Here is a 14,893-nt window from a genome sequence, read left to right as displayed (position 1 = left end):
CTTTTTTGTAAATTGTTATTGTAATTGAGAAGGAGGATTTATGAAAAAAAGCATGTTTTCAAGCTCAGAGAAGAAAGATGCAAGCAAGGATAAATTAAAGGAAATAACAACAAGTAAACATCATTATGGTGGCTTACGTTCCGGATATAGCTTCAAACATCATTCTCACGGTCGAGTGAATCTTCATTCGATAGGGTTCAACCATGAACCAGGTACTTTGTAATTCTAAAATCCCGTATAAACGGGATTTTTTATGTTATATTTATTAGAAAATCATATTATTTTATGGAACGTAGAAAATTCATCCAATATGCAGGTCTTTCTTTAGGAATGATTGCATTAGCTCAAAATAAATCTTTAGCGGATATCTTAATTCAACCAAAATATCAATTTAAGCTTTTAAGAAATAATGTAGGCATATTTACAGAGCAGGGTGGCACAATTGCCTGGTTATCAAATAGCGGAGGCATGGCTGTTGTTGATACGCAATTTCAAAATCCTGCGATGAACCTTATTGCTGAATTGAAAAAAGCATCCGAAAAGCCGCTTCAATATTTAATAAATACCCATCATCATGGAGATCATACTGGTGGTAATATTGCATTCAAGGGCTTTGCAGAAAAAGTTGTAGGACATGTTAATTGCCTTGTTAATCACCAAAAGACTGCTGCTGCACAAAAATCGGAGGATAAGCAATTGTTTGCCGATACTGTATTTCAGGATCAATGGCAAGCGAAAGTAGGTTCTGAAAAAATTCAGGCTACCTACTTTGGAGCAGCACATACCAATGGCGATATTATTGTTCATTTTGAGAATGCAAATATTGCCCACATGGGCGATTTGATGTTTAATAGGCGTTATCCTTTTATTGATAAGAGTGCTGGGGCGAATATCCAAAGCTGGACCGAGGTATTGGAAAAGGCCATTGCAAAATACGATAATGATACTTTATTTATTTTCGGTCATTCATTAGATCCTGAAAAGGTAACAGGTACAAAGGCAGATTTAAGGGCAATGCAAAATTATCTTGAAAAGCTTCTGACATTTGTTAAAGCTGAGCTGAAGTCAGGAAAATCAAAAGAAGAAATTATGAAAGCTGATCGAATTCCGGGAGCGGAGGAGTATCAGGGACAAGGGATTGAGCGGAGTTTGACTGCAGCTTTACAAGAATTGTCTAGCTAGTTATTTTGAAATTTTAAGGAGTGATAATCTAATTTATCACTCCTTAAAATTATTTAGGATATCATTTTAAGGAATGATCCTAGTTTTTCTTTCATCTGACGTCTGTCTACGATGAAATCTAAGAATCCATGTTCCAAAACAAATTCTGAGGTTTGGAAACCTTTAGGTAAATCTCTTTTGATAGTTTCTTTAATTACTCTCGGACCAGCAAAGCCGATTAGAGCGCCAGGTTCTGAAATATTTATATCTCCTAGCATCGCATAGGAAGCTGTTACACCACCTGTTGTTGGGTCAGTAAGTAATGAGATGTAGGGGATTTTTGCCTTGCTTAAAAGGGCTAATTTAGCGGATGTCTTAGCCATTTGCATCAATGAGAATGCTGCTTCCATCATTCTGGCGCCTCCCGATTTAGAAATCATCATAAATGGTATCTTATGCTTGATGCTATAATCTATAGAGCGTGCAATTTTTTCGCCAACCACGGATCCCATAGACCCTCCAATAAAATTAAAATCCATACAAGCTACAACTAAGTCTTGTCCGGCTAATTTTCCGGTTGCCGCACGTATAGCATCATTAAGCCCTGTTTTTGCATAACTTTCCTCTAATCGTTCAGTGTATTTTTTAGAGTCAGTGAAGTTTAACGGATCTCCTGAGCGGATATTTGCAAAAAGTTCGGTAAACTCATTATTGTCGAAAAGGATTTCAAAATATTCTTTTGATCCAATTCTTAAATGAAAAGCACAATATTGACAAACATATTTGTTTTCTACTTGCTCTGCATAGTGCAAGGGTTTTTTACAGGATGGACATTTATTCCACATCCCATCAGGTGTTTCTTTTTTCTCCTCAGTGGAGGTGATAATCCCCTTATTTTCTCTCTTAAACCAGGCCATTTTGGATATTTGTATAACGTACAAAGAAACAAAAAATTTAAGAAAGGAATGCTTTCGGGTGGATATTGAATAAAAAAAAGCTATTTAGATGTATTTGTAGGCTATTTTAATTGAAAATAAGCCATTTTTTCGTAAATTAGAGGCTGTTAAACAAATTGAAAATAAAATGAATTTAAAAGGATTTAAAGGTGTTTTGCATGGTGATGCAGTTCAAGAATTATTTGAAATAGCCAAAAAACATCAGTTTGCATTGCCTGCAGTCAATGTAATTGGAACAAACTCAATCAATGCAGTGATGGAAACAGCTAAGTCTGTAAACTCTCCTGTAATTATTCAGCTATCTAATGGTGGAGCCCAGTTTTATGCCGGTAAATCCTTAAATAATGATAATTTAAATGCATGCATTTTAGGTGCTGTATCGGCGGCTCAACATGTTCATCTTCTAGCTGAACATTATGGAGTGGCGGTTATTTTACACACAGATCATGCGGCAAAAAAGCTTTTACCTTGGATTGATGGTTTACTTGATCATGGTGAAAAATTCTTCGCTCTTCATGGAAAACCTCTTTTTTCTTCACACATGATTGATCTTTCTGAAGAATCTATTGAAGAAAATATTGAGATCAGCAAAAAGTATCTTGAGCGCATGAAAAAGATGGGCATGACTCTAGAAATTGAGTTGGGTGTTACCGGTGGGGAAGAGGATGGTGTTGATAATACAGATGTTGACAGCTCAAAATTATATACTCAGCCTTCTGAAGTTGCTTATGCCTATAAAGAATTAAGCACGGTGAGTGATAAATTTACCGTTGCAGCTGCATTTGGAAATGTTCATGGGGTTTATAAGCCTGGCAACGTTAAATTACAGCCAGTGATTCTCAAAAATTCACAAGATTATATTCGTAAAGAATTTAATCTTAGTCCTGAAAAACCAATCAATTTTGTGTTCCATGGTGGTTCAGGTTCATCTAAAGAAGAGATTAGAGAGGCTATATCTTACGGTGCAATTAAAATGAATATCGATACAGATATGCAATGGGCTTATTGGGAGGGTATTAAGGATTATTATAAATCTAAAGAAGCTTATCTTCAAAGCCAAATCGGAAGTCCTGATGGCGACGATTCGCCAAATAAAAAATACTATGATCCTCGTGTTTGGTTACGTAAAGGAGAAGAAACTTTCGTTAAGCGCTTAGCGCATGCATTTGATGATCTCAATTGTATGAATGCAAACGATAAGCTTTAATGCTTTAAATAAATAAAAAAGGGCCTTTTGAGGCCCTTTTTTGATAGTAATAAGAATCCGAAAATCAGGATTCTACAATAAATTTAAAAATATGAATCATTCCATTGAAGTTAAAAAAGTTAGTACCAATGAAGAATTGGAGCAGGTTTTTGCAATCCGGAAAATAGTTTTTGTAGAAGAGCAAAATTGTCCCCCAGAACTTGAATGGGAATTTGAAGATGAATCTGTACACTTTATAGGATTAGTTGATGGAACACCGGCTGGTGCCTCTCGGTGGCGCAAGACTGATAAGGGTTATAAATTGGAGCGCTTCGCAGTTTTAAAAGAATACAGAGGAATTGGTTTAGGGCAAGCCCTTGTTGGCTCTGTTATTAAAGATCTTCCAGAAGATGCCTCTTATGTATATCTGCATGCTCAATTAACTGCAATGCCTTTATATGCCAAATTTGGATTTGAAAAATCAGGCAATCAATTCGAAGAGGCAGGAATACAACATTTTAAAATGGTGTTGGCGAAATAATCTGTAGGGACAGGTCGCGATCTGTCCTTGGATTTGAGAGGACAGGTCGCGACCTGTCCCTACGATTAACCAAATACCTTATTCGAATACTTCATTGCCTCATTCCATGCTTCCATGTTTAAGGAAAGATGTTCTCCTTTTGCTTCTAGGAATGAAATAAGGCTCTCTGTTGCGATATTTCCTGTGAGTTCATCATTCGCCATAGGGCATCCTCCAAATCCCCTGAGGGCGCTATCAAAGCGTCTGCAGCCACTAAGCCAACTAGCTTCTATTTTTTCAAGCCAATTAAGAGGATTACTATGTAAATGAACTCCGAATTCTATCTCTGGGAAGCTATTTACGAGCTGTGGGAATAGATAATTAATTTTTTCGGGATTTGATACACCGGTTGTGTCGGCTAGGGATAAAATTTTAGCACCTCGCTTAGCAAGCTCGCTAGTCCAATGTTCTACAATCTCATAGCTCCATTCATCACCATAAGGATTTCCGAATCCCATGGATAAATAGATTACTGCTTCTTTGTTTGATTTGTCACATTTGTTCAATAGGTATTCAACACTTATTAATGATTCATCAATGCTTGAATTGGTGTTTTTTTGTTGAAATGTTTCAGAAACTGAAAAAGGAAAGCCTAAATAGTTTATTTCTTGATGTTTTATAGCCTCCTCGATACCTTGTTTATTTGCTACAATAGCTAATAATTTTGTACCATTTTCTTTCAAATTAAGCTTCTCCAATACTGCATTTGTATCTTTTAGCTGCGGAATAGCTTTAGGAGATACAAAACTTCCAAAATCAATAGTATCGAAGCCTACCTTGATTAAGAGATTGATATATTCTGCTTTTATTTCTGTAGGGATAAATTCATGGAGCCCCTGCATAGCATCTCTTGGGCATTCAATTAGTTTTGTCATAAATGTTGAATCATCCTTGCCTTTACAAATCTATATTTTTAAAGATATGTGATTTTAAATTTTAGGATGAAATTATAATTCATTATTTGGCTTCGTGTCACGAGTATATTTCCTAATAATTAGCCTTGTCCCGCGATCAAAACTTATATAACTCCAAACCCAATTTACAAAGGTGATGACTTTATTCCGAAATCCAACCAAAGACATTAAATGAATAAACATCCACACAAACCAAGCAAATGTGCCTTGAAAATGAAGTTTTCCTAGATCTACTACAGCTAAGTTTCTTCCTATTGTAGCCATTGAACCTTGATTTTTGTATTTAAATGGAAGCAGACTCTCTTTTTTTAGTATTCTGATGAGATTTTTAGCTAATGTTTTTCCTTGTTGTATGGCCACTGGAGCAACTCCAGGCAATCCATTGGGGTAATCTTGGCTAACTTGTACTGCAACGTCGCCTATCGCAAAAATATCTGAATGCCCTTCTACTTGATTAAACTCATTCACTTTTATCCTCGAAGATTTAGTAATTGCCACCTTATCTAAGCCCGAAGGAATAGTTCCTTTGACACCAGCAGCCCATAAAACGTTCTTTGTAAGTAGCTCTCTTTCATTGGATAATTTAATTAATAAACCATCATAACTGGTTACGGTAATATTTGTTAATACTTGTACCCCAATTTCTTCTAAAAAGTGTTTGGCTTTAACGGAGGCCTTTTCAGACATATTGGCTAAAAGTTTTGATCCACCCTCAATTAGGTAAACATTGATATCGTTTATATTTAATTCGGGATAATCATTTGGGACTACGTGTTTTTTTAGTTCAGCTAAAGCACCAGCTAGTTCAACACCCGTTGGACCACCGCCAACAATTATATAGTTTAAAAGTGAGTTTTTTATGATTGGATTGCTTGTAATTAATGCCTCTTCTAAATTTTGAAGTATCAAACTTCTTATATTCAATGCTTCTGGAATTGATTTCATGGGCATCGCAAACTGTTCGATTTCTTTATTACTGAAATAATTAGTATCTGATCCAGTTGCAATAACTAAATAGTCGTAATCAATTTCGCCAATGTTTGAATAAATCTTTTTAATGGAGGGGTCAATATGCTTCACCTCGGCCATTCTAAAGGTGAATCTCTCTTGATTATTTAATATTTTGCGTAGCGGGTAAGCAATTGAATCTGCTTCTAGCCCCCCTGTTGCTACTTGATAAAGGAGGGGCTGAAAAGTGTGGTAATTATGTTTGTCGAGCATGATAACGTTTATATTTTTATCTTTTAAACGTTTTGCTAGCTCAATTCCTCCAAAACCTCCTCCTATGATAATAATTTTGGGAAACCCATTTGAATTTAATGTTGGCCGATTCATTTTGTTTGATTTTTAAGATCATGAAGGAAAATTATTATTGTTCATCTCCTTTAATCTTAAAAATCATGCCATTTAGCCTTTCAGTCATACGGATTTGGCAAGCCAATCTACTATCGAAATTTGCATCGGGTAGGGTATCTAGCATATCCATTTCGTCATTTCCAGCTTCAGGTAGCTTTTCTAAACCTTTTAACACTTGTACATGGCAAGTTGCGCATAATGCCATTCCGCCACAGGTTGCCAAAATATTGTATCCTGAGGCTCTTAAAACCTCCATCAGACTTAAGCTTATCTCTTCAGGAATTTCAACATCTTGCTGCTCTCCATTTCTATCTTCAATTGTTATATTGATCATTTTAAAATGAGTTTACGCCGTAAACGGTAGTGTATTTAAAACTTAGTTTTTGATCAGGGTACACGTATTTAAAAGCACTCTGAACCATCAAAGCAGACTCATGAAAACCGCATAAAATGAGTTTTAGCTTACCTGGATAGGTATTGATATCACCAATAGCATAAATTCGCTCTATATTGCTTGAGTAATCAAAAGTATTTACTTCAATAGCAGATTTTTCAATATTTAATCCCCATTCGGCTATAGGACCTAATTTGGGACTTAAGCCAAAAAGCGGAATTAAATAATCGGCTTCAATTGTTTTTTCGACTTGGTCTCTACCAATAAAACGGACTTCTTGAAGATGCTTATCTCCTGAAACACTCAAGAGGTTAGATTGTAATATTAAATCGATTTTGCCGGTACTTGCCAATTCATGGACTTTCTCGGCTGAGTCGGGTGCTCCACGAAATGTATCACCACGATGGATTAAACTTACTTTAGCAGCAATATCTGCTAGGAAAATAGTCCAATCGAGTGCTGAATCACCTCCTCCAGCTAAAACCACTCGTTTATTCCGAAAATGTTCAGGATTTTTAACCATATATTCTACTCCTTTACCCTCAAAATCAAGAAGCCCCTTTATTTCTGGTTTGCGTGGCTCAAAGCATCCTAATCCGCCAGCAATTACAACAACTTGACAATGCACCTTAGTGCCATCATTAGTTTCTACAATAATTGAACCATCAGCTTGTTTCTCTAACTTTTCAACTCGTTCTCCTAAAGTAAATCCAGGATTAAATGGTGCAATTTGCTCCTTCAATCTTTCAACAAGCTCTTGAGCCTTAATTTCAGGATATCCCGGTATGTCGTAAATGGGTTTTTGAGGGTATATTTCTGATAATTGGCCACCAACTTGCGGTAATGTATCTATCAGGTGGCATCTCATCTTGAGTAAACCTGCTTCAAATACAGCGAAAAGTCCGACTGGGCCAGCTCCAATTATGCAAAGGTCTGTTGATATCATTTTATTTATTTCTTGGTTTAGATAAATTATTCACTTTCATTATCCAGATTAGCATAAATGGTGTTCAGAATTCTTTTTAGATTTAAATAATCATCCTCGGAAAGGTTTTCCCATGCTTTCATACGTATTTCAGACATTTTAGGACTCCATTCAACAACGCGATTCCTTCCTAACTCGGTAAGATGAATATGAAATGATCGTCTGTCTAATGGATGTATTTTTCGCTCTGTAAGTCCCTTTCGGCATAAAAGATCAATGATTCTCGTTAATGTAGGGTGGTCCTTGCCAGTTATTTCTGCTAACTGACTCTGATTTAGGTCGTTTTCGTTGTTCAGGTTCTTTAAAATTAACCATTGATCAACTGTGATATCGTAATTTTCCGCATTAAAACGACGCTGAGCATATTGCTTAACCTTTCTTGCCGTACGATCCAGCAAATAAGAATAGGTGCTAAATTTTTCTGTTGCCATACTTATTGTTAGTACAACAAATATCTATATAAAATTGTTATAAAACAAAAAAGCATCCGTTTTTGCGGATGCTTTTTTGTTTTGATGAAATTGGTAATTAAACTTTTTCTTTTTCTTTAATGAATTCAACAACAAATGGTGTTGCTACGAATAAAGATGAATAAGTTCCGAAGATAACACCGATTAGCATCGCAAAAGAGAAACCTCTTAATATCTCACCACCAAAGATGAAGATGATAAGAAGTACCGCAATGGTACAGATACCGGTGATCACTGTTCTACTTAAAGTGCTGTTTAGTGCATTATTAATAACAGATGGTAGATCTTCGTTTTTAGAGTGGTGCTGACCAATATATTCACGAACACGGTCAAATACAACTACTGTATCGTTGATTGAGTAACCCATTACTGTTAGAATCGCTGCAACAAAGGCTTGGTCGATATCTAAAGAGAACGGTAACCAACCATTGAATATGGTGAATATTGCAAGTAAAACAAGCACATCATGAACAAGTGCAAGAATTGCTGCAAAACCAAATGCCATTCTTCTAAATCGTACCAAAATGTATAAGAAGATTACTAAGATTGAGAAAATTACTGCCCAAATAGCTGAAGTTTTAATGTCATCAGCTATGGTAGGAGTTACTTTTTGTGAATCTTTAATCTCATAATTAGGACTAATTTTTTTCAAACCAGCAGCTAATTTCTCATTAACCTGATCATTAGCCTGATCAGAATTATCGTTGATAAGATAAGCAGTAGTGATTTTAACTTGATTTGATGAACCAAATGTTTTTACTTCTACGGCTGTACCAAATTCATCAACTAAGATTGAACGTACATTTTCAACTTCTACAGGTTTTTCAAAAGCAACAAAATAAGCTCTACCACCTTGGAAATCTACACCTAGGCTGAATCCTTGGGTGAATGCAGAAATAATACCAGCAACAATGATGGCAGCTGATAAGAAATAGAAACGCTTACGGCCAGTGATGAAGTCGAATTTAGAATCTTTAAATAGATTTTGAGTCGCTTTGATTGAGAAACCAATAGATTTCTTTCCATCAAGTAACCATTCGAATACTAAGCGTGAGATAAAAATAGCTGCGAAAAGTGAGGTTACGATACCGATCATTAAGGTGGTTGCGAAACCTACTATCGGACCTTGACCGAAAATATACAAAATCACACCAGTTAAGAATGTGGTGATGTTTGAGTCAAGAATCGATGGCATAGCTTTTCTGAAACCTTCAGTGATGGCTAATCTAATGGATTTGCCTTCAGCTATTTCTTCTCGAATCCGTTCATAAATTAGGACGTTTGCATCAACCGACATACCTAATGAAAGCACGATACCTGCGATACCTGGTAAAGTTAAAACAGCACCTAAAGATGCTAGAACACCCATTAGGAAGAATAAGTTAACGATTAATGCAATATTTGCTACCCATCCTGCAGTGCTGTAATACATTCCCATGAAAATGAGGATGAAGATAATACCTGCTATCGTTGATAATAAACCTGCAGAGATTGAAGCTGCTCCTAATGATGGACCAACTACATAATCACTTACAATTTTAGCTGGAGCTGGTAATCTACCTGCTTTTAATACATTGGCAAGATCCTGAGTATCTTCAATTTTGAAACTTCCGCTAATTGATGAAATACCATTTGGAATTTCGCCCTGAACGGTAGGAGCAGAGTAAACAAGATTATCTAAAACAATAGCTATACTTCTTTTATTACTTGCATTGGCAGATGCTGCTGCAGTAATTGTACGCCATGAACGTGCTCCATCAGCGTTCATTACCATCACAACTTCTGGATTCCCACGCTGATCATAATCAGAACGAGCATCAGAAATTACATCGCCTTCTAATGCAGGACCGCCAGCTAAATTGCTAGTTTTTAATGCATAAAGTTCAAATACTTTACTTTCTTCAGAAATTGCTTTTACTCCCCAATATAATTTTATGTTCTGTGGGATAACGGCTCTAACAGCTGTAGATGAAAAATATGAATTGATTTTTGCAGTATCTTTTAAGGCAGCATATCCAACTACAGGTCCAGGCTGTAAGTTTGTCTGACCATCTTGTCCTTGGAAAGTTGCAGGATTTAACAAGGCAAACAAAGGATTTTGTTTTGCTTGTTCAGCTTGTAATTTACTTTTTATTGCTGCGCTATCTGTAGCATTACTATCTTTTTTACCTAATGCAGCAAGTTTACTCTTTGAAGTATCTTGAGCCGCAGTAGTTTTTGTTGTATCAGTAGATTTTACTGAACTCGCTAAAATGCTGTTTACATTTTGAAGTAAACCGAATATTTCTGAATTGTCGTAAGTCTCCCAAAACTCAAGTTTTGCAGAACCTTGTAATAATTTACGAACACGGTCAGGATCAGTAACCCCAGGTAATTCGATTAAAATTCGGTTAGTACCTTGTTGTTTCTGGATATTAGGTGAAGTTACACCAAATTTATCGATACGAGTACGTAGGATATTGAATGAAAGATCAATTGCTCCATCAGCAGCTTTTCTTAAGAAATCTAAAACCGCTTTATTATCAGCATCAATCTTTAAATTAGCTGAATTCTCTTTAGTTGCAAAAATAGTTGCAAGTCTTGAATTGGGACTAAGCTTTTCATATTCTCTACCAAAAGCAGAGATAAAATCTTTATCACCTTCAGCTGTTGCTTTTTCAGCGTTTTTAATTGCTGCATTGAAATTTGCATCTGTGCTGTTGTTGGCTAGGTTACGTACCATTTCACTTAATGAAATTTCCATGGTAACATTCATACCGCCTTTTAAGTCGAGCCCTAGAGGAATTTCACGTTCTTTAGCGTATTGGTATGTGATGTAATCTAAGCTACCAAACACCGGTACAGAGGCTACAGAATCAAGATAACTCTTTTCTTTTGTAACATCTCCTTTTGAAAACTCCTTGGCTTCTTTTTCAACTTTATTCGCTATCCATGTGAACGAAAGTGAATACAAACACGCGATTGTGAGCGCTATTGCTGCGAATTTTATTAATCCTTTACCTTGCATTTTATTTTAATTGTCTGTTAATGTTGATTTAAGCCTATTTTGGTTAAGACGCCAAAGCTAATTAAATTTTTGTTTTTTGGAATAGTTCTTTAGTAGAGAAATGAAAAGATATGCTAAATCTTATCATATTTTTTAAAATTATAGTAATAAATGTTCTTTTCGTCGGGTTCATGAGGCTCATTTGAGCTTTCCTTCCATAGTTTTTTGTCTATTTCGGGGAAGAAGGTATCCGCAAAAAAATTATTTTGAATAACTGTTAAATAAAGTGTGTTAGCTATATCTAATGATTGTTCAAATATTTGAGCACCACCAATAATAAATATTTCTTGTTCATCTTTACACAATGAAATTGCGCTTTTAAGTGAATCGCAGACCTCAACACCATTAATTTCAAGGTCTTTTTGGCGGCTAATCACAATATTTCTTCTGTTGGGGAGTGCTTTTCCAATAGAATCGAAAGTTTTTCTTCCCATTACTATAGGAAAGCCTGTAGTTATCTTCTTAAAATGCTGTAAATCGGCAGGTAGGTGCCAAGGCAATTGATTGTTCTTTCCAATTCCATTCTTTTCATCTACAGCTACTATTAGGCTTATTTTCATGTTTTATATGGCTACAGCGCCTTTAATGTGTGGATGAGGATCATAATTTTCAAGAATGAAATCTTCAAATTTAAAATCGAAAATATTTTTTACATCTGGATTTAATTTCATTTGTGGCATTGGACGGCAATCACGGCTTAATTGAAGTTTTGTTTGATCGAGGTGATTATTGTATAGATGCGCATCCCCCAATGTATGAATGAAATCGCCTAGTTGGAGATTACAAACTTGGGCAACCATCATGGTTAGTAGGGCGTAGGAAGCAATATTAAATGGAACTCCTAAAAAGATATCTGCACTTCTTTGATAAAGTTGACAGCTTAATTTCCCCTCTGCAACATAAAACTGAAAAAAACTATGACATGGGGGAAGTGCCATATTTTCAATCTCCGCCACATTCCATGCGGATACAATTAATCTTCTAGAGTCAGGATTCGATTTTATTTGATTAATAACCTGACTAATCTGATCAATATGACCTCCATTTGGTGTTGGCCATGATCTCCATTGCGAACCATAAACCGGTCCGAGTTCTCCTTTTTCATCTGCCCATTCATCCCAAATACTTACTCCATTCTCTTTGAGATAGGCAATATTAGTTTCTCCCTTTAAAAACCAGATTAATTCATGTATAATGGATCTTAGGTGGACTTTCTTAGTTGTTACTAATGGGAAGCCTTCTTGTAAATTAAAGCGCATCTGATAACCAAAAACACTAATGGTGCCCGTGCCGGTACGATCATGTTTTTGAGTTCCATTTTGCAGAACATGCTGCATCAGATCAAGGTATTGTTTCATGTATGATGATAGGTGTTAGATTCTTTTGTTTAGTTTTTATTGCTAAAAATCAAATATCAGCAAATAAAATATTAATGTACTTTTGCAAGTCTAATTTTTTTATAAAAGTAGCGATCTTTAGAATATGATTACCTTCCCAAATGCAAAAATAAACATTGGATTAAATATTCTCAGTAAAAGGGAAGATGGTTACCATAATTTAGAAACTATTTTCTATCCTATTGGCCTTAGGGATGCTCTAGAGGTTGTTGAGTCAGATAGTCTTGCTTTTTCTTCATCGGGTATAGAAATTCCCGGTAACGAAATGGATAATCTTTGCGTCAAGGCTTATCATCTTTTAGCTAATGATTATAAACTTCCACCTGTTCATATTCATTTGCATAAGCATATTCCAATTGGTGCAGGATTAGGAGGAGGTTCTTCAGATGCTTCATTTTTTATCAAATTAATGAATGATAAATTTGAATTAGGTCTTGATTTTTCTAAAATGGAGAATTATGCCTCACAGCTGGGATCTGATTGTGCCTTCTTTATACAAAATAAGCCTTCTATTGCCTTTGCAAAGGGCGATCAATTGCAAAATATAGCTTTAGATCTTAGTAAATACTTTTTCGTTTTAATAATGCCTCCAGTACATGTTTCTACAGCAGCTGCTTATCGAGGAGTAATTCCTCAACCCGTTTCAAATTCTTTAGTTGAACTAATTAATTCACCAATTGAAGATTGGAAAACATGTATTAAAAATGATTTTGAGACATCTGTTTTTGATCAATATCCTATTGTTGCTGAGATAAAATCAAAGCTTTATCAATCTGGAGCCTTATTTGCCTCCATGAGTGGGAGTGGCTCTTCTGTATTTGGAATCTTTAAAGAAAAATTACAATTGTCTGATCTTGAAATAGATAATCAGGTGTTTTATGGAGTGTGATAATCATTTTTTAATTAAAATCAATAATACCCCATTTTTATAATATTCTTCAAACTAAAAAGCCCCAGCTATTGCTGAGGCTTTGATTAGTTTAAATGCGCCTTTATTGATCCCACCATAATTTAGTAGTTCTTGCTACACCAGCTGGAACATTTGTTCCATTTTTACTGCGTTCGCCAAGAGGATAATCAATTCTTCTTATGAACGTAGAAAGAACAGCATTTTGAGGTAAAGTAAAGTCTTTGTACTTGAAATCATATCTACGAGCATCATTAAATGCTTCAGGATTTAAGTAGGTGGCTACATACTTTTCCTTAAAAATCAGATCTTTTGTCAGGTTAGCTGCACCTACAGCAACTCTTGCGTCAGCTAGGTAAGCATCGCGTTCGCTTGCTGGGACTAATAACTTATCCATATTGGCACGAATACCTGCTAAATAAGCTGTATAGGCTCTCGATGGGTCTGTAGCTAATGCGGCTTCTGCTTCAATAAATTTAAGCTCAGCGAAGGTCATAATTAACAAAGGTGAGGTGTCGCTTGTCCAAGGTGAATTAAACGAAATGTAGTTTTCATCCTTAGTTGTATTATTGAAAGATCCATTGGTTCTGTTTCCAGCGCCATTTACTGTTCCTATATATTGTGGGTAACTAGGGTTTCCCGGAACAACGGTAACATCTGTAATTTTTTTGATTCTTGGGTCGAAAAGTCCGTATGTTTTACCATTTAAATGATCAACAAACTGTTCGGATAACCAGCCTCCCAAAGTTAAAGAAGCATTGTTTCTAGATACAGTAGCCCAATTATTACGCAAAACAAATGTAGCCATTCCAGCGTCATCCGCATTTGAGGAATAAGAACTTCCAACTGCGGTTAAAACTGAAGAAGCATTAAAGGTTGTTGTTTTGCTTGTCTTTATTAGAATTCTAGCTTTTAAACCTTGTGCAGTTTTTAGCCACTTTGTACGATCACCAGCATGAATTAAATCACTTGCAGCAGCTAATTTGATAGTTGCAGTAGTTTTTCCAAGCTCGGTAATAGCTTCATCTAGAAGTGTCAAGCTAGCGGTATGCAAAGCCTGGTCGCTATCATATTTAGGAGTAAAATTACTTGCATTAAAAGCTTCAGAGAATGGAGCCGCACCCCATAAATTATTAACCATCATTAGGTTATAAGCCATTAATACATTTGCAACACCTAAGTATTCACTTGAGCCTTGTTTTACCGCTTGCTTCTTCAATTCGTTCACATCCGCCATAGCGAAATATAATGCATCCCACATGCCAGTAAAATCTATTGTTTCATAGATGTCACTTGCCGATGAAGCAGCAGGATTTGCTGTATATTGAACATAAGGTGCAATATTGCTTCCAACAGTGAAGGTATTTAAGCCAGCTTTAGCTGTTGTAGTTGATAATAGTGCTGGAAGTGTAGCTTCAGAAACCTGATTAGGATTAGTGCTTAGCTCATCAAAATATTCTTTACTGCATCCCTGAAGGGTTAATGCAGCTCCAGTAACTAAAATTAGGGAGTATTTATATATTTTATGCATCATCATAATC

General features: G+C 35.8%; 14 protein-coding genes. 4 read left to right on the top strand and 10 right to left on the bottom strand.

Annotated elements, in window-relative coordinates; translation table 11 throughout:
- Nucleotides 1–285 precede the first annotated feature (285 nt).
- Nucleotides 286–1,182 carry an MBL fold metallo-hydrolase gene (locus QZ136_RS07010; protein ID WP_291401838.1) on the top strand — a complete coding sequence of 299 codons (897 nt, stop codon included), beginning with the start codon at nucleotides 286–288 and terminating at the stop codon, nucleotides 1,180–1,182.
- Nucleotides 1,183–1,235: 53 nt separating this feature from the next.
- On the opposite strand, the gene accD is transcribed toward QZ136_RS07010, so the two are convergent.
- Nucleotides 1,236–2,078, bottom strand: a complete 843-nt coding sequence (gene accD / locus QZ136_RS07005) for an acetyl-CoA carboxylase, carboxyltransferase subunit beta (RefSeq protein ID WP_291401836.1) — start codon at nucleotides 2,076–2,078, stop codon at nucleotides 1,236–1,238.
- Nucleotides 2,079–2,244: 166 nt separating this feature from the next.
- Here accD and fbaA point away from each other — a divergent pair, with 166 nt between their 5' ends.
- Both fbaA and QZ136_RS06995 read left to right on the top strand, forming a co-directional pair.
- The gene (gene fbaA, locus QZ136_RS07000; RefSeq protein WP_291401834.1) at nucleotides 2,245–3,324 is read left to right on the top strand and encodes a class II fructose-bisphosphate aldolase; all 1,080 of its coding nucleotides are present in this window, start codon (nucleotides 2,245–2,247) and stop codon (nucleotides 3,322–3,324) included.
- A 91-nt stretch (nucleotides 3,325–3,415) separates the two neighbouring features.
- The gene (locus QZ136_RS06995) at nucleotides 3,416–3,844 is read left to right on the top strand and encodes a GNAT family N-acetyltransferase (RefSeq protein ID WP_291401832.1); all 429 of its coding nucleotides are present in this window, start codon (nucleotides 3,416–3,418) and stop codon (nucleotides 3,842–3,844) included.
- A gap of 65 nt (nucleotides 3,845–3,909) precedes the next feature.
- On the opposite strand, the gene QZ136_RS06990 is transcribed toward QZ136_RS06995, so the two are convergent.
- From QZ136_RS06990 to QZ136_RS06955, 8 genes are all read right to left on the bottom strand, one after another.
- On the bottom strand, nucleotides 3,910–4,758 hold the full coding sequence (locus QZ136_RS06990) for a hydroxymethylglutaryl-CoA lyase (protein ID WP_291401830.1): 849 nt from the start codon (nucleotides 4,756–4,758) through the stop codon (nucleotides 3,910–3,912).
- Between the two features lie 72 nt (nucleotides 4,759–4,830).
- Nucleotides 4,831–6,132 carry an NAD(P)/FAD-dependent oxidoreductase gene (locus tag QZ136_RS06985; RefSeq protein WP_291401829.1) on the bottom strand — a complete coding sequence of 434 codons (1,302 nt, stop codon included), beginning with the start codon at nucleotides 6,130–6,132 and terminating at the stop codon, nucleotides 4,831–4,833.
- 34 nt (nucleotides 6,133–6,166) lie between these two features.
- A complete protein-coding gene (locus tag QZ136_RS06980) occupies nucleotides 6,167–6,487 on the bottom strand; it encodes a 2Fe-2S iron-sulfur cluster-binding protein (protein ID WP_291401827.1) in 321 nt (106 codons plus the stop codon).
- Nucleotide 6,488: 1 nt separating this feature from the next.
- Complete coding sequence (locus tag QZ136_RS06975) at nucleotides 6,489–7,493, bottom strand: NAD(P)/FAD-dependent oxidoreductase (RefSeq protein ID WP_291401823.1); 1,005 nt, start codon at nucleotides 7,491–7,493, stop codon at nucleotides 6,489–6,491.
- Nucleotides 7,494–7,519: 26 nt separating this feature from the next.
- Entirely contained in the window at nucleotides 7,520–7,963 is a 444-nt protein-coding gene (locus QZ136_RS06970; protein ID WP_291401821.1) for a MarR family transcriptional regulator, read from the bottom strand.
- 97 nt (nucleotides 7,964–8,060) lie between these two features.
- Entirely contained in the window at nucleotides 8,061–11,009 is a 2,949-nt protein-coding gene (secDF, locus tag QZ136_RS06965; RefSeq protein WP_291401819.1) for a protein translocase subunit SecDF, read from the bottom strand.
- Between the two features lie 113 nt (nucleotides 11,010–11,122).
- Complete coding sequence (locus QZ136_RS06960; RefSeq protein ID WP_291401817.1) at nucleotides 11,123–11,608, bottom strand: dihydrofolate reductase; 486 nt, start codon at nucleotides 11,606–11,608, stop codon at nucleotides 11,123–11,125.
- 3 nt (nucleotides 11,609–11,611) lie between these two features.
- Nucleotides 11,612–12,406: a thymidylate synthase gene (locus QZ136_RS06955; protein WP_291401816.1), complete on the bottom strand. Its 795-nt coding sequence runs from the start codon at nucleotides 12,404–12,406 to the stop codon at nucleotides 11,612–11,614.
- Nucleotides 12,407–12,530: 124 nt separating this feature from the next.
- Between QZ136_RS06955 and ispE the strand changes: the two genes are divergently transcribed.
- Entirely contained in the window at nucleotides 12,531–13,334 is an 804-nt protein-coding gene (ispE, locus tag QZ136_RS06950; protein ID WP_291401813.1) for a 4-(cytidine 5'-diphospho)-2-C-methyl-D-erythritol kinase, read from the top strand.
- 103 nt (nucleotides 13,335–13,437) lie between these two features.
- Here ispE and QZ136_RS06945 read toward each other — a convergent pair whose 3' ends face one another.
- The gene (locus QZ136_RS06945; protein WP_291401811.1) at nucleotides 13,438–14,886 is read right to left on the bottom strand and encodes a SusD/RagB family nutrient-binding outer membrane lipoprotein; all 1,449 of its coding nucleotides are present in this window, start codon (nucleotides 14,884–14,886) and stop codon (nucleotides 13,438–13,440) included.
- Nucleotides 14,887–14,893 lie beyond the last annotated feature (7 nt).

It is taken from the genome of Daejeonella sp., assembly GCF_017495225.1.
Taxonomy (GTDB): Bacteria; Bacteroidota; Bacteroidia; order Sphingobacteriales; family Sphingobacteriaceae; genus Daejeonella.
The sequence above is the reverse complement of the archived record's forward strand: the minus strand, read 5'-3'. Positions and strand labels throughout refer to the sequence as shown.

Coding starts and splice junctions, on each gene's coding strand:
- QZ136_RS06985 (WP_291401829.1), bottom strand. CDS start 6,132: ATGAATCGGCCAACATTAAATTCAAATGGGTTTCCCAAAATTATTATC.
- QZ136_RS06955 (WP_291401816.1), bottom strand. CDS start 12,406: ATGAAACAATACCTTGATCTGATGCAGCATGTTCTGCAAAATGGAACT.
- QZ136_RS07010 (WP_291401838.1), top strand. CDS start 286: ATGGAACGTAGAAAATTCATCCAATATGCAGGTCTTTCTTTAGGAATG.
- secDF (WP_291401819.1), bottom strand. CDS start 11,009: ATGCAAGGTAAAGGATTAATAAAATTCGCAGCAATAGCGCTCACAATC.
- accD (WP_291401836.1), bottom strand. CDS start 2,078: ATGGCCTGGTTTAAGAGAGAAAATAAGGGGATTATCACCTCCACTGAG.
- QZ136_RS06975 (WP_291401823.1), bottom strand. CDS start 7,493: ATGATATCAACAGACCTTTGCATAATTGGAGCTGGCCCAGTCGGACTT.
- fbaA (WP_291401834.1), top strand. CDS start 2,245: ATGAATTTAAAAGGATTTAAAGGTGTTTTGCATGGTGATGCAGTTCAA.
- QZ136_RS06945 (WP_291401811.1), bottom strand. CDS start 14,886: ATGATGCATAAAATATATAAATACTCCCTAATTTTAGTTACTGGAGCT.
- QZ136_RS06970 (WP_291401821.1), bottom strand. CDS start 7,963: ATGGCAACAGAAAAATTTAGCACCTATTCTTATTTGCTGGATCGTACG.
- ispE (WP_291401813.1), top strand. CDS start 12,531: ATGATTACCTTCCCAAATGCAAAAATAAACATTGGATTAAATATTCTC.
- QZ136_RS06995 (WP_291401832.1), top strand. CDS start 3,416: ATGAATCATTCCATTGAAGTTAAAAAAGTTAGTACCAATGAAGAATTG.
- QZ136_RS06990 (WP_291401830.1), bottom strand. CDS start 4,758: ATGACAAAACTAATTGAATGCCCAAGAGATGCTATGCAGGGGCTCCAT.
- QZ136_RS06960 (WP_291401817.1), bottom strand. CDS start 11,608: ATGAAAATAAGCCTAATAGTAGCTGTAGATGAAAAGAATGGAATTGGA.
- QZ136_RS06980 (WP_291401827.1), bottom strand. CDS start 6,487: ATGATCAATATAACAATTGAAGATAGAAATGGAGAGCAGCAAGATGTT.